The organism is Erwinia amylovora, assembly GCF_017161565.1.
Taxonomy (GTDB): Bacteria; Pseudomonadota; Gammaproteobacteria; order Enterobacterales; family Enterobacteriaceae; genus Erwinia; species Erwinia amylovora.
Genome location: NZ_CP066796.1, coordinates 2562709 through 2586116 on the forward strand (window position 1 = coordinate 2562709; position 23408 = coordinate 2586116).

A 23408-nucleotide genomic window follows, 5' to 3' on the forward strand; every position below is an offset into this window, starting at 1 on the left:
AGGAAAATATCAGGCGCTTTCAGCAAAGGCAACCGGTCGTAATGCGGCATCGCCGTGATACAGGCGTGCATTTTGCAAGCCAACGAATAAACGCTCGCCGCGTTGCGGGGCCACCTGATCCCCCTCCATCACCACGGTCAGCGGAGAGGCGCTCCATTCGGCAGCCTCCAGAACCAGCTGCCAGTAGTGCCCGCGCGGGCTTAATTCCAAAACCTTCGCGGGTAACGGGGTTTCGAGGCTGCCCTGACGACTGACGTCGATTTCCCACGGGCGCAGAAACAGCTCCACTTTTCCCTGATGCGCCGGGGTGTAAGCCAACGGCCAGTGATGTGCACCGACGTGAAACTGAGATCCGTGCACTTCACCGTCGAAGCGGTTCACCTCCCCGAGGAATTCCAGCACGAAGCGGGTTGCCGGGTCACGCCACACTTCATCCGGCGTACCGACCTGCTCAATATTGCCCTGGCTCATCACCACCACGCGATCCGCAACTTCCATCGCCTCTTCCTGATCGTGGGTGACAAACACGCTGGTGAATTTCAGCTCTTCATGCAGCTGTCGCAGCCAGCGGCGCAGCTCTTTGCGTACCTGGGCATCCAGCGCGCCGAAAGGCTCGTCCAGCAGCAAAATTTGCGGCTCCACCGCCAGCGCACGCGCCAACGCAACGCGCTGTTTCTGCCCACCGGAAAGCTGGGCCGGGTAGCGCTCTGCCAGATGTCCCAGCTGCACCATATCCAGCAGGCGCGTCACTTTCTGCTTGATTTCAGCGGCCGACGGACGTTCACGGCGCGGCAGCACGCTCAGGCCGAAAGCGATATTGTCGGACACCGTCATATGACGGAACAGCGCATAATGCTGGAAGACAAAACCGACCTGGCGGTCGCGGGCATGTACCCGACTGACGTCTTTACCGTGGAAGCTCAGGCGGCCGCTGCTTTGGTTTTCCAGCCCGGCGATGATACGCAGCAACGTGGTTTTACCCGAGCCGGAAGGCCCCAGTAACGCCACCATTTGCCCGGAAGGGATATCCAGAGAGATATCGTTGAGGACTTTCGTCCGTCCGAAGGATTTATTGATGTTGTCGATCTCAATGCTCATGGTTCCCCTCCCGTTGCAAACGCTGTTGCTGGCTGTCTAATCGCCATTGCAGCGCGCTTTTCAGAAACAGCGTCACTATCGCCATCAGGGTTAACAGTGCCGCAGCGGTAAATGCGCCCACGCTGTTATAATCCTGGTGCAGTAATTCAACCTGTAATGGCAGCGTATAGGTTTCGCCGCGAATCGACCCCGATACCACCGAGACCGCACCGAACTCGCCGATGGCGCGCGCGTTGGTCAGCACAACGCCATACAGCAGCGCCCAGCGAATATTCGGCAAGGTGACGCGCCAGAACATTTTCCAGCCGGAAGCCCCCAGCAGCACCGCAGCTTCATCCTCGTGACTTCCCTGACTCAGCATGACCGGCACCAGTTCGCGCACCACAAACGGACAGGTAACAAAAATCGTCACCAGCGCCATGCCCTGCCACGAGAACATCAGCTGGATACTGTGCGCATCAAGCCACCCGCCGGCCGGGCCATTGACTCCCCAGAAAAGCAGATACATCAGGCCGGCCACCACCGGCGAAACGGCAAACGGGATATCGAACAATGTCAGCAGCAGCTGGCGGCCGGGGAAGGAAAAACGCGTGACCAGCCAGGCCAGCAGCGTACCAAATACCAGGTTAACCGGCACCGCAATCAGGGCAATCAGTAACGTCAGCCAGATGGCGTGCAGCATATCGGCATCGCGCAGATTACTGAGCGCCGCTATCAGCCCTTCGGACAAGGCAGTAGCAAAAATCGCTGCCAGAGGCACCACCAGTAAAAACAGAGAAATCAACGCGCCAAGGCCGATCAACATCCATTTCCCCCAACGGATGCGCGCCCGGCGCACGTCTTTAACATCGCTGACTTCCGCCATCAGTGACCTCCGATACGGCGGCCAAAGCGGCTCTGCAAGGTATTAATGACAAACAGTAGCAGCAGAGAAGCGGCAAGGATCACGGAAGCAATCGCGCTGGCTGCCGGATAGTCAAATTCCTGCAGACGAACAAAAATCATTAACGACGTCACTTCAGTTTTCCATGCAATATTACCGGCGATAAAAATGACCGCGCCAAACTCGCCCAGGCTACGGGTAAACGAGAGCGCCGTCCCTGCCAGCAGCGCCGGGCCTATTTCCGGCAGAACCACGCGACGAAAGCTTTGCCACGGCGTCGCACCCAGCGTTTCAGCAGCTTCTTCATATTCCGGCCCCAGCTCTTCCAGTACCGGCTGTACGGTACGCACCACAAATGGAATGCTGGTAAACGCCATCGCCACGGCAATGCCGAGCCAGGTGTAAGAGACTTTGATGTCAAACTGTGCCAGCCACTGACCGTACCAGCCGTTAACGGAAAACAGCCCGGCCAGCGTCAGTCCGGCTACCGCCGTAGGCAGGGCAAATGGCAGGTCCATCAAACCGTCGAGCAGTACGCGCCCGGGAAAGCGATAGCGCGTGAGGATCCACGCCATCAGCATGCCAAACAGCGCGTTGAAGACAGAGGCCACCCCGGCAGCAATCAGCGTCACCTGGTAAGCCGCCATCACCTGCGGGTTGGTGATGACCTGCCAGTACTGTGCCAGCGTCATCTGCGCAAGCTGCATCAGCAATGCGCTGATCGGCAGCAGCAGGATCAGACAGGTGAAAAACAGGCTGCTACCCAGACTGATACCAAATCCGGGTAGTACGCGTTTACTTGGTGTTGCCAGCATCACTCACGCCTCGCCGCTAAAAGCTTGTCCAGTTCGCCACCGCTGGCGAAATGCGTTTTCATTGCCCGATCCCAACCGCCAAAAGCCTGCTCCACGTCGAACAACTCGGTGTGCGGAAAGCGATCTTTTTGTTGCGCCATCAGCTGCGGGTTATTCACCCGATAGTAAAAGCGGGTGATGATTTGCCGGGCAGAGGGGGTGTACAGATAATTCAGGTAGGCTTTAGCTGCCTCTTCGCTGTGGTTCTGACTGATATTTCTGTCGACCCACGCCACCGGGAATTGCGCCAGAATATTGCTGGGTGGCACGATCACCTGATAGCCATCCTGAGCGTAGCGATCGCGAATGGTATTCACCTCGGATTCGAAGCTGATCAACACGTCACCCAGGCCACGCTCTACAAAGGTGGTCGTTGCTCCACGGCCACCGGTATCGAACACCTCGACGTTTTTCAGCAGCTGCATCATGAATTTTTCTGTCTTCGCTTTATCGTGGCCATCGGCCCGATCGGCCGCGCCCCAGGCGGCCAGCCACGTGTAGCGCCCGTTGCCGGAGGTTTTCGGGTTAGGAAAAATCAATTTTACATCGTCACGCACCAGATCGTGCCAGTCGTGAATATGTTTCGGGTTCCCTTTGCGCACCAGGAAGGCCATCGTTGAATAGAACGGCGAGCTGCCGTTCGGCAGGCGCTGCTGCCAGTCGGCCGGGATCAGGTTGCCCTTATCATGCAGGATCTGCACATCGCTGAACTGGTTGTAGGTGACGACGTCGGCTTTAAGCCCCTGCAAGATCGCCAGCGCCTGTTTAGAGGAACCCGCATGGGACTGTTTAATGGTTAGCGTATCGCCTGGATGCTGTTGCGCCCACTGCTTTTCAAACGGCGCATTGAGGGCGACGAACAGCTCGCGCGAGACATCATAAGAGCTGTTGAGCAGCTCGCTAGCCTGCCCCCCCGCACTCAGCGCCAATGAAAATGCACAGGCCGTGACTCGTTTTTTTACCGTCAGTAACGTCATTATGCACCCTGAAGATGAGCCGGTTGAGCGGAAAAGTCAGTTGTTAAGTTTATTGATAACCTGCGGTAAAGACGTAGCGGTTTTATATACCGTTTGGTGCTTTGCAATGATTAAACGCTATAAGCCTGTGGGATTGGTTATGCCGGAGAGGGGAAACAGCCCGCACTGAATACGCAAGATTTAACACGCCGGGGGATGTTATCCCCTGTCAGCCAACCCATCGCGTGACGCCATAGTCCGACTGGCTGCCAGGAGAATGTCGCTACCCCGCAGTTAGCGGCTAAATTAACGCCGCCAGATGATTTTGCTTATCGTCCAGTTTTTCAGCGTTTGGTCTGAAGGGATCAACCCTTCCGGCCCGTGCCAGTCGCCGCTGAACACATAACTGATGTGCTGACTATCCGGCGCTTTGCATTCAACGCTGGCGCTATCCGCCCCGCTCGCTTTCTGACAGTTTTTAAAGGCTTTTTTATACAGAGAGCTGAACGGCGTGCCGATTTTCACCCCGCTGGCGGTGGCAATCGTATGGTCGGAGATATCAACACGGCTGACGGTACTCTGCCCGGTTAACTCCAACTTGACCTGCTTGTCGCTATTCAGCGCCTGCCAAAAGTGAACGATGTTACCGTCCGCGGTGCGCATCCCCTGGCGTAGCCGGTAATTGCCATTAAGGCCATCACTCAGCGCTTGCTGTTGCAGCGCGGTACTGCCATTGATGCCGCCCACCCCCTGTTCACTGACCTGTAACGGTGAAGAAAACCAGTTCCACGGTGACAGGGTGGACCACGACCATGAAACGGGGTTCCACCATGTTGATGGCGAGGTGCTTTCTGGCTGGGAAGTGGAACTGGCGCAGCCAGTCAGCAGCAGGCAAGCTGCCAGCAACGCCGGTCGAAAAGTTTTCATGACAACTCCAGATAGTCTCTACAGGATTTCCTGATTAGCTTGTTGGAGTGCTAATCAGCATAAAAGTTTTATTCAGTGATTTTCAGCGGGATCGAAGCAGTCGCGCAGACGCCGGGAATACAACAGCGCCAGCAGCGCCGAGCCGTCAAGCAGGCAAGTTAGCAGCAGATCGGAAACGCGGTGCTGCCAGAGTTGGTAAAACTGTAGCAACAGCGCCAGTACCAGGGTTATCACCAGTACCCAACGCCAAGCCTGCCACAGGCGCGGCAAACGTTGACGATAGCCGGTTAACAGCAACCCCAGCGCGGCGGGCACGCCCAGGCACAGCCCCAGCCAGAAACTTGAGTTATCCGGGTAGAACAGTTCCAGCAGCTGCGAACCTTGCTGACCTGAGGCTGCTGCCATCAAAAACAGCAGCCAGGTACGCGCCTGCAGCAGCAAAATCGCCCAAAAAGACAGCGGCAAGCGCAACTGGCCATTACTGTCATAATCATCCGGGAAATATTTTACATTGAATAGTTTCATAACACGCATACCGTAAATCTCTGCATCATGAGCAGGGTGGCACTGAATTAACAAAGTGCGCCGCTACGTTAAGGTGAAGAGAAATCAGTACTCGCGGTCTTCAATCAGGCGCTTGCCTAACACCAGGCTGTCCTGAGTCTCATAATCGAGCTTTTCATAAAAGCCCGCCACCGCGTCATTTTCTTCACGCACTGTCACATTCATTTTTGGGCAGCCGCGGGCGATAAGCTTTTTCTCCAGGCGATTAATCAGCGCGTTAGCGAAACCGCGCCCCTGGTAATCGGGGTGTACGCCCAGATAGTAGGCCGAGCCGCGGTGACCGTCGTAACCGCCCATCAGCGTACCGACAATTTCGCCGCCGGCCACGGCCACCAGGAACAGGTCCGCATCGTGGTTGAGCTTACGTTCGATATCCATCTCCGGATCGTTCCACGGTCGTAACAGATCGCAACGCTCCCAAAGGGTGATCACTTCTTCAAAATCATCTTGCCGGAATGCGCGAATTTCCATCAGATTTGGCCTGTGCTTAAGCTTAATGTGTTGATTATCACGCATTCTTCCGTTGGTGCAAGTTCATTGGCGCACCTTAAGGAAAAAAAGCGGCTATAAGGCGGGCAAGCCTGCTGAAATAATTGGAAAAAGGCTGAAATAGTTCACTTCTCGCCGCCTTAACAAGGTTACGATATAACAATAAGCACTTTTGGCTAATGGATGGTGCAATGAAAAAAAATTTCCCAATGACGCCGCTGACCAGCCGCCGCCGGCTACTGCTCTCCGCGATGGGGATCGCGCTGCTGGCAAACAGGCCCTCTGGCGCTCGCGCAGCAGAGTTAGCCCGGCGCCAGCCCATATCGTCCGCCTCAATGCCAGCACGTCGGGACAACGGCAAAAAAATCGTGATGATCGACCCGGGCCATGGCGGAATTGACTCCGGTGCGGTAGGGCATGAAGGATCGGAAGAGAAGCATGTCGTGCTGGAGATTGCCAATCACATCCGCCAGCATCTGAGCGCTCATCCGCATATTGAGGTGCGCCTGACGCGCGAAAGCGACCACTTTATTCCATTGGGTGAACGGGTCGGGATCGCCCATCAGCACGGTGCCGACCTGTTTATGTCGGTACACGCCGACGGCTATACCAGCCCGAGCGCCCACGGCGCTTCCGTCTTTGCCCTGTCAAATCGCGGAGCCAGCAGCAGCATGGCGCGCTATCTGTCGCAAAGAGAAAATGCCGCCGATAAGGTGGGCGGTGTGCAGACGGCGACAAAAGACCGCTATTTACAGCAGGTGCTGTTCGACCTGGTGCAAACGGACACCATTAAAAACAGCCTGATCCTGGGGCAACATTTGCTTGGTCAGATCCGCCCGGTTCACCCTCTGCACAGCCAGCATACCGAGCAGGCTGCTTTCGCGGTTTTGAAGTCGCCTTCCATCCCGTCCGTGCTGGTCGAGACCTCGTTTATCACCAATCCCGCCGAAGAAAAACTGCTGGGCACCACCGCGTTTCGTCAGAAAATCGCCGGGGCCATCGCTGACGGGATTGTCAGCTTTTTTAGCCAGAATCCCCCCCCAGACGCACAGGATGAGGCAAATGACATATAATTCGTGCCTCTTTTTACACAGGATACTCTTATGAACATACCGGATATCGCCCAGGTCAAACAGTTCTTGCTTAACCTGCAGGATGAAATTTGCCAGAAGCTGGAGCAGGCAGATGGCGCTGCCCGCTTTGCCGAGGACAGCTGGCAGCGCCCTGGCGGCGGCGGCGGGCGCAGCCGCGTGCTGCGTCACGGCCAGGTGTTTGAGCAGGCAGGCGTCAACTTCTCTCACGTTCACGGCGACGCGATGCCTGCATCCGCTACTGCGCACCGCCCCGAACTGGCGGGGCGCAGTTTTGAAGCGCTGGGCGTCTCGTTGGTTATTCATCCTGAGAATCCCTATATCCCCACCAGCCATGCCAACGTGCGTTTCTTTATTGCAGAAAAACCCGGTGCCGAGCCGGTATGGTGGTTTGGCGGCGGTTTCGATCTGACGCCATTTTACGGTTTCGAAGAGGATGCCGTTCACTGGCATCAGACCGCGTTTAACCTCTGCCAGCCTTTTGGCGCTGAGGTCTGGCCACGCTATAAAAAATGGTGCGATGACTACTTTCATCTTAAGCATCGCAACGAGCAGCGCGGTATTGGCGGGCTGTTCTTCGACGATCTGAATGCGGAGGGTTTCGAGCAAAGTTTTCGCTTTATGCAGGCGGTCGGCCGCGGCTTTAGCGATGCTTATCTGCCGATCGTCGAGCGCCGTAAGGGTTTGCCGTGGGGCCAGCGCGAGCGCGATTTCCAGCTTTACCGTCGTGGCCGCTACGTTGAATTTAATCTGGTGTGGGACCGCGGCACGCTGTTTGGCCTGCAAACCGGTGGCCGCACAGAGTCGATTCTGATGTCGATGCCGCCGCTGGTGCGCTGGGAATATGACTACCAGCCGCCGGAGGGCAGCCCGGAAGCGGCGCTGTATCGCGACTTTATCGTGGTTAAAGAGTGGCTGTAAGGCGCGAAGCCGTCGGCCATCGTCCGCAATCAACCCGAAGCGCGATAATTAAGCCTTGTGTGCCACCTGCCGGCCAGCAGCGTCACGTTTTTCCCCGTAACTGCTACACTTTTGGTTGCGGTATTTCTGGCTCTGCTGCCGGACCATTGGGTGAACCCATCGCAACAATCAGAGAAAACGCATTTCTATTGTTACCCGTCTGATGCAATGTTTCGCCTGAAAATATTCAGCCGTGACGCGCAGCGTTGTCGTTTTCCTCTGACCCGTCATTACCGCACCGACAGCGTCACGCTTACCCTTGCACCACAGATTGCTTACCAAGGAGCTTAGATGAACCAGTTAGACGCACTGAAACAATTCACCACCGTGGTGGCTGACAGTGGCGATATCGAATCTATCCGTCATTATCATCCGGAAGATGCCACCACCAACCCGTCTCTGATCCTTAAAGCCTCCGCCCTTGACTCGTACAAACATCTGATTACCGATGCCATCGATTACGCTAAAAAGCAGGGTGGCAGCAAAGAGACCCAGATTATTAATGCCAGTGATAAAGTGAATATCAATCTTGGCATGGAGATCCTGAAAAGCATTCCTGGCCGGGTTTCAACGGAAGTGGACGCCCGCCTCTCTTACGACCGCGGCATGTGCGTTACCAAAGCCGAAAAGCTGATCAGAATGTATGAAGAGCACGGTATCGACAGGTCACGTATTTTGATCAAACTGGCCTCCACCTGGGAGGGGATCAGGGCAGCAGAAGAGCTGGAGAAAAACGGCATTCACTGTAACCTGACGCTGCTGTTCTCCTTTGCTCAGGCCCGTGCCTGTGCCGAAGCCGGTGTTTTTCTGATTTCTCCGTTCGTCGGTCGTATCTACGACTGGTATAACAGCCGTAAGCCGCTTGACCCCTATGTTGCCGATGAAGATCCCGGCGTGAAGTCAGTGCGCAGCATCTACGAATATTACAAACAGCACCGCTATAACACCGTGATTATGGGTGCCAGCTTCCGTAAAGTTGAACAGATTCTGGCGCTGGCCGGCTGCGATCGCCTGACTCTGGCGCCGAACCTGCTGGAAGAGCTGCAGGCCAGTTCTGCGCCGGTTGAGCGTAAGCTCATCCCCTCTACGGAGGCATTCAACCAGCCCACGCCGCTTACCGAAGCCCAGTTCCGCTGGCAGCACAATCAGGACCCGATGGCGGTAGAAAAGCTGGCAGAAGGCATCCGTCAGTTCGCCGTTGACCAGCAGTCGATGGAAAACGTGCTGGCCGCCCGACTGTAATACGCCGATAGGATCAACACATTATCAGACAGGGCGGAGCGCCGCTCTACCCTGTGAATTTCGGGAGAAACTATGTCTTCACGTAAAGAGCTGGCTAACGCCATTCGCGCACTGAGTATGGATGCGGTGCAAAAAGCCAAATCGGGCCACCCGGGCGCGCCCATGGGGATGGCCGATATTGCTGAAGTCCTGTGGCGTGATTTTCTTCATCACAACCCGAACAATCCGGGTTGGGCCGACCGTGACCGTTTTATCCTTTCCAACGGCCATGCTTCGATGCTGCTTTACAGCCTGCTGCACCTTTCCGGCTACGATCTGCCGATGGAAGAGCTGAAAAATTTCCGTCAACTGCATTCTAAAACGCCGGGTCACCCTGAAATTGGTTACACGCCAGGCGTTGAAACCACCACCGGACCACTGGGCCAGGGGCTGGCAAACGCCGTCGGCCTGGCCATTGCGGAGCGAACGCTGGCAGCGCAGTTTAACCGTGCCGATCATCAAATTGTCGATCACTTCACCTACGTATTTATGGGCGATGGCTGTCTGATGGAAGGCATATCCCATGAGGTCAGTTCTCTGGCGGGCACGCTGGGCCTTGGTAAACTGATCGGCTTTTACGATCATAACGGTATCTCTATTGATGGCGAAACTGAAGGCTGGTTTACCGACGACACTGCCAAACGCTTTGAGGCCTATCACTGGCATGTGATCCACGACATTGACGGCCACGACCCGGAAGCAGTGGCTGCCGCCATTAAAGAAGCGCAGAGCGTGACGGATAAGCCATCGCTAATCATCTGTAAAACCGTCATCGGCTTCGGTTCTCCGAACAAAGCCGGCAAGGAAGAGTCACACGGTGCCGCGCTGGGTGAAGAAGAAGTGGCGCTGACGCGTAAACAGCTGGGCTGGAACTATCCGCCGTTTGAAATTCCGAAAGAGATCTACGCACGCTGGGATGCCAAAGAATCCGGTGCGAAAGCCGAGAAAGCCTGGGACGCAAAATTTGCTGCCTATAAAGCCGCGTACCCCGAGCTGGCCGCGGAATACACCCGCCGTATGGATGGCGGCATGCCTGATAACTGGCAGGCAGAAACGCAGAAATATATTGCGGGTTTACAGGCTAACCCGCAAAAAATTGCCAGCCGCAAAGCCTCGCAAAATGCGCTGGAAGCTTACGGTCCGCTGATTAAAGAGTTCCTGGGCGGATCTGCCGACCTGGCACCGAGCAACCTGACGCTCTGGTCTGGTTCGAAGTCGATCAAAGAGCACGCCGGCGGCAACTATATCCACTACGGCGTGCGCGAATTCGGCATGACGGCCATTGCTAATGGCATCGCCCATCATGGCGGCTTTATCCCCTATACCGCAACTTTCCTGATGTTCGTGGAGTACGCACGTAATGCAGCGCGTATGGCAGCACTGATGAAAGCGCGCCAGATTATGGTGTATACCCATGACTCTATAGGACTGGGTGAAGATGGGCCAACGCATCAGCCAGTAGAACAGATCGCCAGCCTGCGCGTCACGCCCAATATGAGCGTCTGGCGTCCCTGTGACCAAGTGGAAACCGCCGTGGCCTGGAAACATGCCATCGAGCGCCATCACGGGCCGACCGCGCTGATCCTGTCCCGTCAAAATCTGGCACAGCCGGCACGCAGCAAACAACAGCTTGAGAACATCTCACGCGGCGGCTATGTATTAAAAGACAGTGACGGCCAGCCGGAAGTGATCCTGATCGCGACCGGTTCCGAAGTGGAGATCACGCTGGGTGCGGCAGAGAAACTGACGGCCAGCGGCCACAAGGTACGCGTAGTGTCGATGCCATCCACCGACCTGTTTGATAAACAGGACGTTGCCTACCGTGAATCGGTGCTGCCATCCACCGTCACGGCGCGTGTGGCGGTCGAAGCCGGTATTGCGGATTACTGGTACAAATATGTCGGCCTGAATGGCGCTATCGTCGGTATGACCGGCTTTGGTGAGTCTGCCCCGGCAGAGAAACTGTTCGCCGAGTTTGGCTTTACGGTGGAAAACATCGTCAGCCATGCGGAAGCATTACTGAAACCGCACTGAGTGCGGCGTAAAGCTAATGAAAATCCCGTTCGCTTATCCTGGGTAAGTGAACGGGATAGTCAATAGCAGCAGTAAGCGTTCAGTCCAGGCGCAGCCATCCCGCCAGCAAAGCATGCTGCAACAGGATCACCGTTTTGCCATCTTTGATGTGGCCATCTTTGACCAGCTGCCAGGCCTGCGGGAACGTCATTTCCAGCACCTCTATGGCTTCATCCTCTACCCCGCCGCCCGCATTATTACGCTGAGCATCGCTGTACTCCGCAGCAAAGAAATGGAGCAATTCAGTGACCCCGCCAGGCGACATATACAGCTCAAACAGCTTTTGCACTTCGCCAATGGCGTAACCGGTTTCCTCTATTGACTCCTTGCGGATGCACTCTTCCGGGGAGTCATTATCCAGCAGCCCGGCACAGGCCTCAATCAGTTCCCCTCCCGGATTACCGTTTACCCAGGTAGCAATACGAAACTGGCGCGTCAGCACCACACTGTTTTTGTCGCGGTTATATAACAGGATGGTTGCACCATTGCCGCGGTCATAGACTTCGCGTTTATGCTGCAGGACAGTGCCGTTTTTAGCGGTGAGATGGTAAGTGTAATTACGCAGAACGAACCAGTTTTCTGACAGGATTTTATTTTTAATGACGTCGATCTTGGCTGGCATACAGGCTCCCTGAGGTTGTCGGCAGCCTTCATCATAGCCGGTTTCATCGTAAGCGGCGATGCACTCATAATAGCGGGGCGGCTCCTGCTTTCAGGCTCCGCCCCTTTTATCAATGATTGTGTTCTTCCTGCGCCAGCGCATGGACGCGCTTACGTGCACCAAACCAGCCAAGGATCAGCACCACTGCGATCAGCGGAATCGATGCAATGGTATAGGTGCCGTTCGGATAGTCAAACGCCATCAGTACCAGTACGCTGAACAGGAACAGCAGGGTTAACCACGAAGTGAACGGTGCCCACGGTAGCTTGAAGCTCACCTCTTCCGCCTTACCTTCTTTTATCGCTTTACGCAGACGCATCTGACAGATCACGATAAAGGCCCAGGAGGATATGATCCCCAGCGCCGCTACGTTCAGGACAATTTCAAACACGCGAGACGGCACAATATAGTTAAGATACACGCCGATGACGTATACGCCAATGGTGACCAGGATCCCCATATAAGGAACCTGCTGACCACTCATTTTGGACATAAACTTCGGTGCTGAACCGCCCATCGACATTGAACGTAAAATACGCCCGGTTGAATAAAGCCCCGAGTTCAGGCTGGAAAGTGCAGCACTCAGTACCACGATATTCATTATGCCGCCAACATATGGCACGCCCAGTTTGGAGAAGAAGGTCACAAACGGACTCTGCCCTGCCTGGTAAGCATTCCACGGCAGCAGCATCACCAGCAGCACCACCGATCCCACGTAAAACAGACCAATACGCCAGATAACGCTGTTGATGGCTTTTGGCAGCATGGTTTTCGGGTCTTTACACTCGCCTGCTGCGGTTCCCACCAGCTCGATGGAAGCAAAGGCAAACACCACCCCCTGCACCAGCACCAGTGCAGGCATCAGGCCATTGGGGAAGAAACCGCCGTTGTCAGCGATCAGGTGGAAACCGGTTGCGTTTCCATCCAGCGGCTTACCGCTGCCAAGGAACACCACGCCCACCACCAAAAACACAACAATCGCCAGTACCTTAACCAGGGCAAACCAGAACTCCATTTCGGCGAACCACTTCACGCCAATCATGTTCATGGTGCCGACGATGGCCAGCGCCCCGAGCGCAAACAACCACTGCGGTACGTCGCCAAACGCTCCCCAGTAATGCATATACAGCGCCACAGCCGTGATATCGACAATGCCGGTCATCGCCCAGTTAACGAAGTACATCCAGCCAGCCACATAGGAGGCTTTTTCACCCAGGAATTCGCGGGAGTAAGAGACAAAGCTTCCGCTTGAAGGTCGATGCAAAACCAGCTCACCGAGCGCGCGCAGAATGAAGAAAGAGAAAATACCACAAACCAGATAGACCAGTGCCAGTGCCGGACCAGCAGCCTGAAGACGTGCGCCAGCGCCAAGGAACAGGCCCGTGCCTATTGCACCGCCGATAGCAATCATCTGAACGTGACGATTATCCATCGCTTTGTGGTAACCGGAATCCTGGGAGTTTAACCAACGTCTTCTTGCTGCGCGTTTCTCTGCGCCCGTTTTTTTATCTGCTTTCATTTTTAATCCTAATTGTCTTTTCCACTGTGTGATGCGGTTACCTGTCCCGGGTATCCTTTCTTCTTATAGGCCAACCAAACGTTTGCGTTTTTTGGCACCTGTCTGAACAATTCCCCTGCCGCCGGAGTTTATCGCTGCCCCTGTCAGGGAAAATGCGGCGATGCATCCTAACTCTTCTGATTAATTGACGCAAAAAATCCACGCCTGAAATCGTTAAGTTATGTAATTTTTGTCGAAGGGGGCATAAAAAAACCGACCGCAAAGAGGCGGTCGGTCAGTGACAACACTAATAACTACACAGGGATGGAGCAGTCAAAGAGGGGCGTGACTTAGCGGAAGATCTCGGCGTTGCCGAACCACATACTGGAATCACCAGGATTAGTCAGCGCAATAATCCGGTAGCTGCTGGCCCCCATCGCATCGGCTTTGTTGGCTAACCTGTGGGTCGCGTCATCTAAAGTGCCTCTGGCACCGGATATGGACACGATGCCCATGCTGTGCAAACTGCTGGCCTGGTTCTCGTTGACCTGGGTCGCTGCCAGAGTTGAAAATGATGCCACAGCAAGCAAACTGGCCGCGATCGGAGCTGATAATTTTTTGTTCATTTTTTCTTCTCAAATTGTGCGGGTAAATGACAAATTTGATTATTACCCATTGAGTGAAAAGCAGCGTGAGTCTCGGGTAAAGGCATCATTAGTATTGTCGACTAACCAGGCAGAATAGCGTTTGAAAGTAACAAAGTATGTCTACGCAAGGCTGATGTAACCCATTATTCGTCATCAGAATAGCCACTTCTGTAAATCACCACGCGGCGTTATAATCACTGAACTAAAATAATGGATATTGCTTAGTTACCCGGCGCTGCGTTACCTGAAACCAGCCCCGGACGCTTCTTACCACTCAAACTGCGTATAAACTGCCAGGGAAAGGGGAAATTGAAGTCACAACAGGGATGATCATGACCAGGAAATATGCCAATGTCAGGCAGGCTAACCGTCGTCTCCGACTGCTTTTTGCCTGTTCTGAACTGCTTTGCCACAGCGCTCAAAACCAGCTGGCTTTTCAGCAAACCCTGGCGCTGGTAGTCAGCGAGGAAAAACTCGTCTGGCTTGAGCTATCTGCCCCAGAATTTGGCGTACTCAGTGCAGGCAATAAAGCCGGCCAAACGCGCTGGCACAGCCTGTTACTGCGCCAGCCCTCGCGCCCCCCCGTTGGCAAACTGCGCTGGCAGGGCGCGCGTTCACAGCTACCGCTAATAAAAAGCGTCTGCGCAATGCTGGCTAATGCGCTGCAGCGCTGGCGCAATCAGCAGCAAACGGATGCTCTGCTGATACAGCAGGAACGGGCGGCCATTGCCGGTGAACTACATGATTCGCTGGCACAGGAACTGACCTTTCAGCGCATCCAGCTGGTCAGGCTGCGACATCTGATCGATCCTGATTACACGGCAGCCCTGAACATCGTCGCCGGGATTGAACAGTCCCTCACCGGTGCCGGTCGCCAGTTGCGCGAGTTACTGAACAACTTCCGTTTGACCGCCCTCCCCGCCAGCCTGGCGCTCGCATTGGAGCAGGTCATCGCCCCGCTGCACCAACACAGCAGCGCCCGTATCACTTTAGCCTGTCAGTTTAGCGGGCAGCTGGGGGCACAACAGCAAACTTATGTCGTGCAAATCGTTCGTGAAGCCCTCGTTAATGCCGTTCGTCACGCATCCGCCACGGAAATCAGCGTCAATGCCCGGCCATTACCCGAGGGCGGCATCGTTATTGCGGTAAAAGATAACGGCATCGGCATTGCCAGCCTGGAAGAGCCGGACGGTCATCACGGCCTGAATATCATGAATGAGCGTGCCGCATGTTTGAACGGTACTCTGTTAATCGAACGACGTGCGGCTGGAGGTACCTGCGTATCTCTGAACTTTACCGCGATGACCGAGGTCATTTAAAATAAGGAGAAACTGGCATGGAAGCACAAAAGTACAGCGTATTAATTGTGGACGATCATCCATTGTTACGCCGTGGTCTGCATCAGCTGCTGGCGATGGAACCGCGTTTTGAGGTCATCGCCGAGGCAGGTGATGGCGAAGAAGCACTGTTCAAAGCCCGGCAACTGCTCCCACATCTGATCCTGCTTGACCTGAAAATGCAGGGAATGTCGGGACTTGAAACCCTAAAGGCACTCCGTTCAAGCGGCATTTCATCCCGGGTTGTGGTGCTTACCGCTTCGGCTCTGAGCAGAGACTTCACCGCGCTGCAGCAGGCTGGTGCAGAAGGATACCTGCTCAAAGACAGCGAACCCGAAGACTTGTTGGCGCAAATCATTGAGGTGGCTGAAGGTAGAGTGGCCCGAAGCCCCTGTCTGCAGGCTTCAGGACCGGTGGAGAGCTGGAAATGCGATCCGCTTGCCATCCTCACCGCTCGTGAGCAAGAAGTGCTGAAGGAAGTGGCCAGCGGCTTGCCAAATAAGCAGGTCGCAGAGAATCTGGCGATATCGGAACAAACGGTGAAAGTGCATATACGCAACGTGCTGCGTAAACTCAATGTCAGATCGCGTGTGGCGGCAACCGTACTCTGGCTGGAATTCTGTCGCTAAAGGACGGCGCGCGGGGCGGAGAATTGCGCACGATAATTTACATTATCTCCTCAATTTCTTCACGATTACTGGCGCTGCGGCAGGTAGAGTAATTCGCTGCCGCAGCGTATTGAATAATTGCACATATTTGCCACGCTCCAGACTCAATATGCCGATGGTGAGCGAGGGACAGGGGCACGCTCTGATTTTATTCGGCTAACAGCTGTGGAGTTTTTGTTTAAATGGCGAATTTTTTTATTGACCGCCCCATTTTTGCCTGGGTATTAGCGATTCTGTTGTGCTTAACCGGAGGGCTGGCAATCATCTCTCTGCCGATAGAACAATATCCCGATCTGGCTCCGCCTAACGTTCGTATCACCGCTAACTATCCCGGTGCCTCGGCTGAAACGCTGGAAAACACGGTTACTCAGGTTATTGAGCAGAACATGACCGGCCTTGACAACCTGATGTATATGTCTTCTCAAAGTAGTCATACCGGTCAGGCCACCGTTAGCCTGACTTTCGAGGCCGGCACCAACCCGGATGAAGCACGCCAGCAGGTGCAAAATCAGCTGCAAACCGCCCTGCGCAAGCTACCCCAGGACGTGCAATCACAGGGCGTAAATGTTAATAAAACCGGCGACACCAATATATTAATGGTGGCGTTTGTGTCGACCGACGGCAGTATGGATAAGCAGGATATTTCCGACTACGTGGCAAGCCATCTTCAGGATCCGCTTAGCCGCATCAACGGCGTTGGTCAGGTGGATGCCTATGGCTCACAGTATGCAATGCGCATCTGGCTGGATCCGAACAAGCTCATAAATTATGCGCTGACCACCACGGAGGTGATCGACGCAATTAAATCGCAAAACAGCCAGGTGGCGGTGGGGCAATTAGGCGGTCTGCCATCGGTAGAGCGTCAGGCGCTGAATGCCACGATCAACGCACAGTCTCTGCTGCAAACTCCGCAACAGTTCCGGGCAATAACCCTGAGGGTGAATGCCGATGGTTCGGTGGTAACGCTGGGGCAAGTGGCGCAAGTGGCGCTTGGTGCAGAAAAGTATGATTACTTAAGCCGCTACAACGGGATGCCAGCCTCCGGTCTTGGCATCAAACTGGCGTCCGGCGCGAACGAACTGCAGACTGACAAGCTGGTGCGCGCGCGTCTTGATGAGCTGTCTCGCTTTTTCCCTCAGGGTTTAAAAGCCGAAATTGCCTTTGAGACCTCACCCTTCGTTCAAGCGTCGATTGAAGACGTGGTAAAAACCTTGTTCGAAGCCGTGCTGCTGGTTTTCCTGGTAATGTACCTGTTTTTGCAGAATTTCCGCGCCACCCTGATCCCAACCATTGCCGTTCCGGTGGTGCTGTTCGGTACCTTCGGCGTGCTCTACGCCTTTGGCTATAGCATCAATACGCTGACCATGTTCGCCATGGTACTGGCAATAGGTCTGCTGGTAGATGATGCCATCGTGGTGGTTGAAAACGTCGAACGGATCATGACTGAAGAGGGTCTTTCCCCGCGTGAAGCTACGCGTAAGTCGATGGGTCAGATTCAGGGGGCGCTGGTCGGTATCGCGCTGGTATTGTCGGCGGTATTCGTGCCGATGGCTTTCTTTGGCGGTACGACCGGTGCCATTTATCGTCAGTTCTCCGTCACCATTGTCTCCGCCATGGTGCTGTCGGTGCTGGTGGCGATAATTCTCACCCCTGCCCTGTGCTCCACCCTGCTAAAACCGCTGGCCAGGGGGCATCATCATGGACGGCGCGGCTTTTTTGGCTGGTTCAACCACACCTTTAACCGCAATGCCGAACGCTACAAGCGCAGCGTAGGGAAAATGCTCGCCAAAGGCGGACGCTGGCTGTTGGTGTATCTGGCACTTATCGCCGTGATGGCACTGCTGTATATACGCTTGCCGACCTCGTTTCTGCCGCTGGAAGATCGCGGTCTCTTCACCACCCAGGTTCAACTGCCACCCGGCTCAACGCTGCAACAAACCATGGCGGTGGTGGAAAAAGTTGAACACTATTATCTGACTCATGAACAGAATAACGTGCAGTCGGTGTTTGCCACCGTGGGTGCCGGGCCGGGGGGGAATGGACAAAACGTGGCACGCCTTTTTGTGCGCCTGAAAGACTGGCATGATCGTATCGGCGGTGATAACACCTCTTTTGCGATTATCGAACGCGCCACCAAAGCATTTCGCCGAATTAACGAAGCGAAAGTGGTTGCCAGCAGCCCGTCTGCCATCACCGGTCTCGGTAACTCGGCAGGGTTCGATATGGAGTTGCAGGACAACGCCGGGCTGGGGCATCGCGCGTTAATGAATGCGCGCAATACGCTGCTGGAAATGGCCCAGAAAAGCCCCTCGCTGACGCGCGTACGTCATAACGGACTTGATGACACCCCGCAGCTGCGTATTGATATCGACCAACGTAAAGCGCAGACGCTGGGCGTATCCCTCCATGATATCAACGCTACGCTGCAAACCGGCTGGGGATCGACCTATGTTAATGATTTCCTTGATCGTGGGCGGGTGAAAAAAGTCTATGTGCAGGCCGATGCACCATTCCGCATGTTGCCTGACGATATCAGCAAGTGGTACGTACGCAACGCCAGCGGAGCGATGGTACCCTTTACCGCTTTCGCTCATTCCCACTGGGAAAATGGCTCACCGCGGCTGGAGCGCTATGACGGCTATCCGGCGCTGGAAATTGTCGGCGAGGCGGCAACGGGCGTCAGCAATGGTGCAGCCATGGATACGATGGAACAGCTGGTCAGTCAGCTGCCAAACGGCATCGGTTTGCAGTGGACCGGGGCATCGTTACAGGAACGAATGACTGGCGCGCAGGCTCCGGCACTGTATGCGCTGTCTCTGCTGGTGGTATTCCTGTGTCTGGCAGCACTGTACGAGAGCTGGTCAATCCCCTTCTCGGTGATGCTGGTAGTGCCGTTAGGCGTGCTGGGTGCCCTGATAGCGACCTGGCTGCGCGGGCTGGAAAACGACGTCTATTTCCAGGTTGGTCTGCTGACGGTTGTTGGCCTGTCGGCGAAAAACGCCATTCTTATCGTTGAATTCGCCAATGAGATCAATAGCCGCGGCAGCGAACTGGTGGCGGCAACGCTGGAGGCTTCGCGTCAGCGTCTGCGCCCGATTTTGATGACTTCGCTGGCATTTATCTTTGGCGTGCTGCCGATGGCCATCAGTCAGGGAGCAGGATCCAGTAGCCAGCATGCGGTCGGTACCGGCGTATTAGGTGGAATGATCTCCGCCACGGTGCTGGCGATCTTCTTTGTTCCCCTGTTTTTTGTGTGGGTAAGGCGGCGTTTCCCGCTAAAAGATAAGCCGTACTAAACGCAGTAAAAAGGCAGCCTGCTAATGGCTGCCTTCTCATTTTGCTACTGAAAGTAGAAACGTATCAATGCATTGACGCGCTGTCCTTGTTGAACGCGTTACTTACGTAACATCTCTTCAATAAAGTCCTTCCAGTTCCCCAGTTCTAAATCAATCATCATAACCTCTCATTTATTTCTCGCCTATTTTAAGATTAACCTTAGGAAAAAGCCAGAGGTAGATCTCGCTTGCCGGCGGCAGTGAAACGTATAGCAGGTATTGACTCAATGGTTAATAAGGCTTGCGGCCGGTCTTATGGCAAAAAAGCCAGACAAAGATAATGACGAAATTATCATTACACTTATATTTACCGCAGGCTTTTATCAGGTGTTAACCGCAAAAGTGGGTAACAGGGTCAGCTGAAATTGCGCAACAACCGACATGGGATGTTAAAGGAAGGCATTTCGATAACGAAAAATCTGTAGAGAAAAATAACCACAGCATCAGGTATCTGAGCACTGTTTAAAGGCCGTGTGAACCGGCCATTTTGATACCGGCAACACAACCTGCTGACCATAATGCTCTGAAGGGTAAATAACCACAGGGGGAGTAATGCAGAGATTGCGTCACCCGGATGAAGAAAAAAGGCTATCCCGCACGCCGTAGCGGCCGGATAACCCATTATTTAAGAATCACCACCTTGTCATAACCGCCGCTGTCGCTGTCGATATGCGTTTTCGCATCCGGGTGTTCTTTCAAAACCGCCTCAACGATATGAGCAAACTCCACGCAGCGGGTGGCTTTTTTTCGGGTCAATACGATAGTCGACTGGGTTTCTTCGACCACATGTGCGTCAGACTCTTTCATGTAGTTCATCTCGCGCTCTCCTGAAACGGGTTCTCGCCCTTGTTGAGTGGTGCTGGCAATGATGATGCACCATTGAGTCAATCAAAATATAGATGAAACCCACAGGAAACAGAAGGGTACGCCCGTCCGTGATGATGCACAAAGCATAAAAAGCGTGTTTAAGCATTCAGCCAGAGGGCTTTCCACTGCTGTTCGGCAACGCTCATCAGCCTGGTTGACCTCAGGGTAATCTGACCTCCTTATCCTCCCCCCTGTGAAGGGGGAAAGCCCTGGCCGATATGGGCATATTAGAAAAATTAACGTCAAAAAAACTCAAAAAATATTCCGGTCTTTATAATCTCAGGATAATAGAGTGGATTAAACAGTCTGCAAAGAAGAATACGGCTGAAAAAGTTTAAGGTTATTCTTGCCTTTATGGCTTCAGCCTTAGCCTGGTTGTTTATTATTCCAGAGGTCTGGTTTAAGCGCCTGTCAGGAAGCCACTATCATTTTTCGCTGACCTCACCAATTCATTTAACCTGTTTGGTTTACCCGCTAACTCGCTGACCGTTTATTTAATTTCCCTTCCTCTTTTACTGGCATGGTTAACAGTGCGTATTTGCAAGAAAATTTCTTTAAAATTAATGTCCTTCGATAGTCCTGTGCGAAAGCAATTCATCTCAATGTATTCTCTTGCGGCTCCCTCTCACGATTTATGGCAGGCCAACAGACGTCTCACTTAAAGATGCCTGATGAATTAAGGAATCAAAGTTTTGAACGTATCTCGTTGACACAACCTTAAGAATCGTCCCAAATCTGCTATCCCGTGCACATCTCGGCTTTTAATACTGCACGTCCGCCATTAATTAACGGCCCACGGTCTGGATCGAAACTCGCCATTAAGGCATTATCCACAAAATCATTCATTAGCCCGTATATCTGGTGGCCCAGGCCAGCGCCAGTCAGCTTTCGCTCTGAACTTAACCTGCTATAGAGGTAGCCATATTTATGCAAGAAGAACAGTCTCAAAATTTGCTAACGCTGTATGGCATAAAAAATTGCGACACAATAAAAAAGGCGCGCAGGTTTCTTGAAACCAGCGGCATAAATTATCAATTTCATGACTATCGCGTTAACGGGCTGGACGCAGAATTACTGCAAGGCTTTATCGATAACCTGGGCTGGGAAGCGCTGCTTAATACTCGTGGCACCACCTGGCGTAATCTGGATGAATCCGTGCGTAAAGCGGTTAATACCCCCGCCAGCGCGCTGGCATTAATGCTGGCACAGCCCGCAATCATTAAGCGTCCGTTGCTCTGCGCCCAGGACGGCTCTATGCTGTTGGGCTTCAATGAAACCACTTATCAGTCGTTTACCATGGAGAAATCATAATCATGCATTGTCCGGTTATTGAGTTAACGCAACAACTTATTGCTCGCCCTTCCCTCAGCCCCGATGATGCCGGTTGCCAGGAGATCTTAATCGCTCGTCTGCAGGCGCTGGGCTTCACCATTGAGCCAATGAATATTGGCGATACGCTCAATTTTTGGGCGTGGCGCGGCGAGGGTGAAACTCTGGCCTTTGCCGGTCACACCGACGTCGTCCCCACCGGCAATGTCGAACAGTGGATCACCCCCCCGTTTGAACCGTCCATCCGCGAAGGTATGCTGTTTGGCCGCGGAGCGGCTGATATGAAAGGTTCGCTGGCAGCGATGATAGTGGCTGCTGAACGCTTTGTCGCCAGCTATCCACAGCACAACGGGCGGCTGGCGTTTCTGATAACCTCTGATGAAGAAGCCAGTGGCACCAACGGAACGGTAAAGGTGGTAGAAGCGCTAATGGCGCGTCATGAGCGCCTGGATTACTGCCTGGTGGGCGAACCCTCCAGCACTGAAGTGGTGGGTGATGTGGTGAAAAATGGCCGCCGTGGTTCCATCACAGCCAATCTGACCGTGCACGGGATTCAGGGCCATGTGGCCTATCCACACCTTGCCGACAACCCGGTGCACCGTGTCATCCCCGCCCTGAATGAACTGGTGGCAACCGAATGGGACAAAGGCAACGAATTTTTCCCCCCCACCAGTATGCAGATCGCCAACATACAGGCCGGAACCGGCAGCAACAACGTGATCCCTGGTGACTGCCTGGTGCAGTTCAATTTCCGTTTCAGCACCGAACTGACCGATGTGATGATCCAGCAGCAGGTCAAGGAGCTGCTCGACCGCCATCAGTTACGCTATAGCATTGAGTGGAAACTCTCCGGCCAGCCGTTCCTTACCCCACGCGGCAAGCTGGTTGATGCGGTAGTTAACGCGGTTGAGCACTATAATGAAATCAAACCCCAGCTGCTCACTAACGGCGGTACTTCCGATGGGCGATTTATTGCACGTACGGGAGCACAGGTGGTTGAACTGGGTCCGGTAAACGCCACCATTCATAAAATTAATGAATGCGTCAAGGCCGCCGATCTGCAGCTGCTTAGCCGCATGTATCAACGGATTATGGAACAGCTTATCGCTTAAAGGTGAAAAGATGGAATGGTTAAAAGAGTACTGGTGGGTTCTGGTGATCCTGCTGATGGTCGGCATTCTGCTCAACGTCTACAAAGACCTGAAACGCATCGATCCGAAAAAGTACATGGAGAACAAGCCTGACCTGCCACCGCATCGTGATTTCAATGATAAATGGGATGACGAAGACGACTGGCCGAAGAAACAATAATCTCTTTTTCCCAATCCCCTCTCTTTGAGCACTCCCCCTCCTCAACCCCGGTAAGCCTGCCGGGGTTGCGCTTTGTCGGCCCATTTTGCGCTGCTATGCCGCTTACCTCCTGAACAGCGTCCGACTTTTGCTGCGTCACGCCCGATCACACCTGACCTTCCCCCTTGCACACCACGTCTTTCAGATCCCTGCATCCACCAACACTCTCCTTTGCGCGTAATCGACAAAAAAATTCCGCTGATTGGGAATTTTTTCTTATGTATTACCACTCATGGTTTAGCTGGCAAGACCTGTACAACAAGGTTCAGCCCAAAATACGCCCAAATAAACTCTGATTTTACTTATGTATAAACAAGGAGGAACGGAATGTTGACCCGCCCGCTGACGTATCTGCGTCACTCATTATCCGGCACGGGAAATAGCAAATCGGATCCTTCCTCCCTTTCCAGAAATGCGTTGTTCGCCGATGACTCGGGCGACAAGGCCACGATGCAGGAATGCCGCTGCCGGCGCTTTGTGCCCTTCGCGCTCTGTCTCACAGATTCAAATATTGCAAACTATAAATAAGGTTTAAGATCA

The 23408-nt window shown here is 54.0% G+C and carries 23 protein-coding genes; 11 read left to right on the forward strand and 12 right to left on the reverse strand.

The window, feature by feature from the left end:
* Nucleotides 1–9: 9 nt before the first annotated feature.
* From cysA to JGC47_RS11885, 7 genes are all read right to left on the reverse strand, one after another.
* Nucleotides 10–1098 (reverse strand): sulfate/thiosulfate ABC transporter ATP-binding protein CysA, encoded by a 1089-nt coding sequence (gene cysA / locus JGC47_RS11855; RefSeq protein WP_004158926.1) that lies wholly within the window; start codon nt 1096–1098, stop codon nt 10–12.
* Entirely contained in the window at nt 1088–1963 is an 876-nt protein-coding gene (gene cysW, locus JGC47_RS11860) for a sulfate/thiosulfate ABC transporter permease CysW (RefSeq protein WP_004158928.1), read from the reverse strand. The genes cysA and cysW overlap by 11 nt, the downstream gene beginning before the upstream one ends.
* Entirely contained in the window at nt 1963–2796 is an 834-nt protein-coding gene (gene cysT, locus JGC47_RS11865; RefSeq protein ID WP_004158930.1) for a sulfate/thiosulfate ABC transporter permease CysT, read from the reverse strand. Before cysT ends, cysW begins: the two co-directional genes overlap by 1 nt.
* A complete protein-coding gene (locus JGC47_RS11870) occupies nt 2796–3812 on the reverse strand; it encodes a sulfate ABC transporter substrate-binding protein (RefSeq protein ID WP_004158931.1) in 1017 nt (338 codons plus the stop codon). The genes cysT and JGC47_RS11870 overlap by 1 nt, the downstream gene beginning before the upstream one ends.
* Nucleotides 3813–4097: 285 nt before the next feature.
* Complete coding sequence (locus JGC47_RS11875; protein ID WP_004158932.1) at nt 4098–4718, reverse strand: RpoE-regulated lipoprotein; 621 nt, start codon at nt 4716–4718, stop codon at nt 4098–4100.
* Between the two features lie 72 nt (nt 4719–4790).
* A complete protein-coding gene (locus JGC47_RS11880; RefSeq protein WP_004158933.1) occupies nt 4791–5252 on the reverse strand; it encodes a DUF2919 domain-containing protein in 462 nt (153 codons plus the stop codon).
* 75 nt (nt 5253–5327) lie between these two features.
* Complete coding sequence (locus JGC47_RS11885) at nt 5328–5753, reverse strand: GNAT family acetyltransferase (protein WP_013036140.1); 426 nt, start codon at nt 5751–5753, stop codon at nt 5328–5330.
* A 209-nt stretch (nt 5754–5962) separates the two neighbouring features.
* Here JGC47_RS11885 and amiA point away from each other — a divergent pair, with 209 nt between their 5' ends.
* The 4 genes from amiA (at nt 5963) to tkt (ending at nt 11137) form a co-directional block, all read left to right on the forward strand.
* On the forward strand, nt 5963–6844 hold the full coding sequence (gene amiA, locus JGC47_RS11890; protein ID WP_371410561.1) for an N-acetylmuramoyl-L-alanine amidase AmiA: 882 nt from the start codon (nt 5963–5965) through the stop codon (nt 6842–6844).
* A 30-nt stretch (nt 6845–6874) separates the two neighbouring features.
* On the forward strand, nt 6875–7783 hold the full coding sequence (hemF, locus tag JGC47_RS11895; protein ID WP_004158943.1) for an oxygen-dependent coproporphyrinogen oxidase: 909 nt from the start codon (nt 6875–6877) through the stop codon (nt 7781–7783).
* A 330-nt stretch (nt 7784–8113) separates the two neighbouring features.
* A complete protein-coding gene (gene tal / locus JGC47_RS11900) occupies nt 8114–9064 on the forward strand; it encodes a transaldolase (protein ID WP_004158945.1) in 951 nt (316 codons plus the stop codon).
* 72 nt (nt 9065–9136) lie between these two features.
* Nucleotides 9137–11137, forward strand: a complete 2001-nt coding sequence (gene tkt, locus JGC47_RS11905) for a transketolase (protein ID WP_004158947.1) — start codon at nt 9137–9139, stop codon at nt 11135–11137.
* Between the two features lie 79 nt (nt 11138–11216).
* Here tkt and nudK read toward each other — a convergent pair whose 3' ends face one another.
* From nudK to JGC47_RS11920, 3 genes are all read right to left on the reverse strand, one after another.
* Nucleotides 11217–11798 carry a GDP-mannose pyrophosphatase NudK gene (gene nudK / locus JGC47_RS11910; RefSeq protein ID WP_004158949.1) on the reverse strand — a complete coding sequence of 194 codons (582 nt, stop codon included), beginning with the start codon at nt 11796–11798 and terminating at the stop codon, nt 11217–11219.
* A 109-nt stretch (nt 11799–11907) separates the two neighbouring features.
* Nucleotides 11908–13356 carry an L-asparagine permease gene (gene ansP / locus JGC47_RS11915; RefSeq protein WP_004158950.1) on the reverse strand — a complete coding sequence of 483 codons (1449 nt, stop codon included), beginning with the start codon at nt 13354–13356 and terminating at the stop codon, nt 11908–11910.
* 329 nt (nt 13357–13685) lie between these two features.
* Nucleotides 13686–13961: a YdgH/BhsA/McbA family protein gene (locus tag JGC47_RS11920; protein WP_004158951.1), complete on the reverse strand. Its 276-nt coding sequence runs from the start codon at nt 13959–13961 to the stop codon at nt 13686–13688.
* 353 nt (nt 13962–14314) lie between these two features.
* Here JGC47_RS11920 and JGC47_RS11925 point away from each other — a divergent pair, with 353 nt between their 5' ends.
* The 3 genes from JGC47_RS11925 to acrD all read left to right on the forward strand — a co-directional run bounded on the left by JGC47_RS11925 (nt 14315) and on the right by acrD (nt 19283).
* Nucleotides 14315–15301: a histidine kinase gene (locus tag JGC47_RS11925; RefSeq protein ID WP_004162794.1), complete on the forward strand. Its 987-nt coding sequence runs from the start codon at nt 14315–14317 to the stop codon at nt 15299–15301.
* Nucleotides 15302–15318: 17 nt separating this feature from the next.
* A complete protein-coding gene (locus JGC47_RS11930; RefSeq protein WP_004158956.1) occupies nt 15319–15948 on the forward strand; it encodes a response regulator in 630 nt (209 codons plus the stop codon).
* Between the two features lie 221 nt (nt 15949–16169).
* Nucleotides 16170–19283 (forward strand): multidrug efflux RND transporter permease AcrD, encoded by a 3114-nt coding sequence (acrD, locus tag JGC47_RS11935; protein WP_004158967.1) that lies wholly within the window; start codon nt 16170–16172, stop codon nt 19281–19283.
* Between the two features lie 98 nt (nt 19284–19381).
* Here acrD and ypfM read toward each other — a convergent pair whose 3' ends face one another.
* Both ypfM and JGC47_RS11945 read right to left on the reverse strand, forming a co-directional pair.
* On the reverse strand, nt 19382–19441 hold the full coding sequence (gene ypfM / locus JGC47_RS11940; protein WP_004158969.1) for a protein YpfM: 60 nt from the start codon (nt 19439–19441) through the stop codon (nt 19382–19384).
* 502 nt (nt 19442–19943) lie between these two features.
* A complete protein-coding gene (locus JGC47_RS11945) occupies nt 19944–20138 on the reverse strand; it encodes a hypothetical protein (protein WP_004158976.1) in 195 nt (64 codons plus the stop codon).
* 978 nt (nt 20139–21116) lie between these two features.
* On the opposite strand from JGC47_RS11945, the gene JGC47_RS11950 reads away from it, so the two are divergent.
* From JGC47_RS11950 to JGC47_RS11965, 4 genes are all read left to right on the forward strand, one after another.
* A complete protein-coding gene (locus JGC47_RS11950) occupies nt 21117–21500 on the forward strand; it encodes an ArsC family reductase (protein ID WP_004158980.1) in 384 nt (127 codons plus the stop codon).
* A gap of 2 nt (nt 21501–21502) precedes the next feature.
* Entirely contained in the window at nt 21503–22630 is a 1128-nt protein-coding gene (gene dapE / locus JGC47_RS11955) for a succinyl-diaminopimelate desuccinylase (RefSeq protein WP_004158981.1), read from the forward strand.
* A 10-nt stretch (nt 22631–22640) separates the two neighbouring features.
* Nucleotides 22641–22829 (forward strand): YpfN family protein, encoded by a 189-nt coding sequence (locus JGC47_RS11960; RefSeq protein WP_004158988.1) that lies wholly within the window; start codon nt 22641–22643, stop codon nt 22827–22829.
* A 366-nt stretch (nt 22830–23195) separates the two neighbouring features.
* Nucleotides 23196–23396 carry a hypothetical protein gene (locus tag JGC47_RS11965; protein WP_013036145.1) on the forward strand — a complete coding sequence of 67 codons (201 nt, stop codon included), beginning with the start codon at nt 23196–23198 and terminating at the stop codon, nt 23394–23396.
* The last annotated feature ends 12 nt before the right edge of the window (nt 23397–23408 follow it).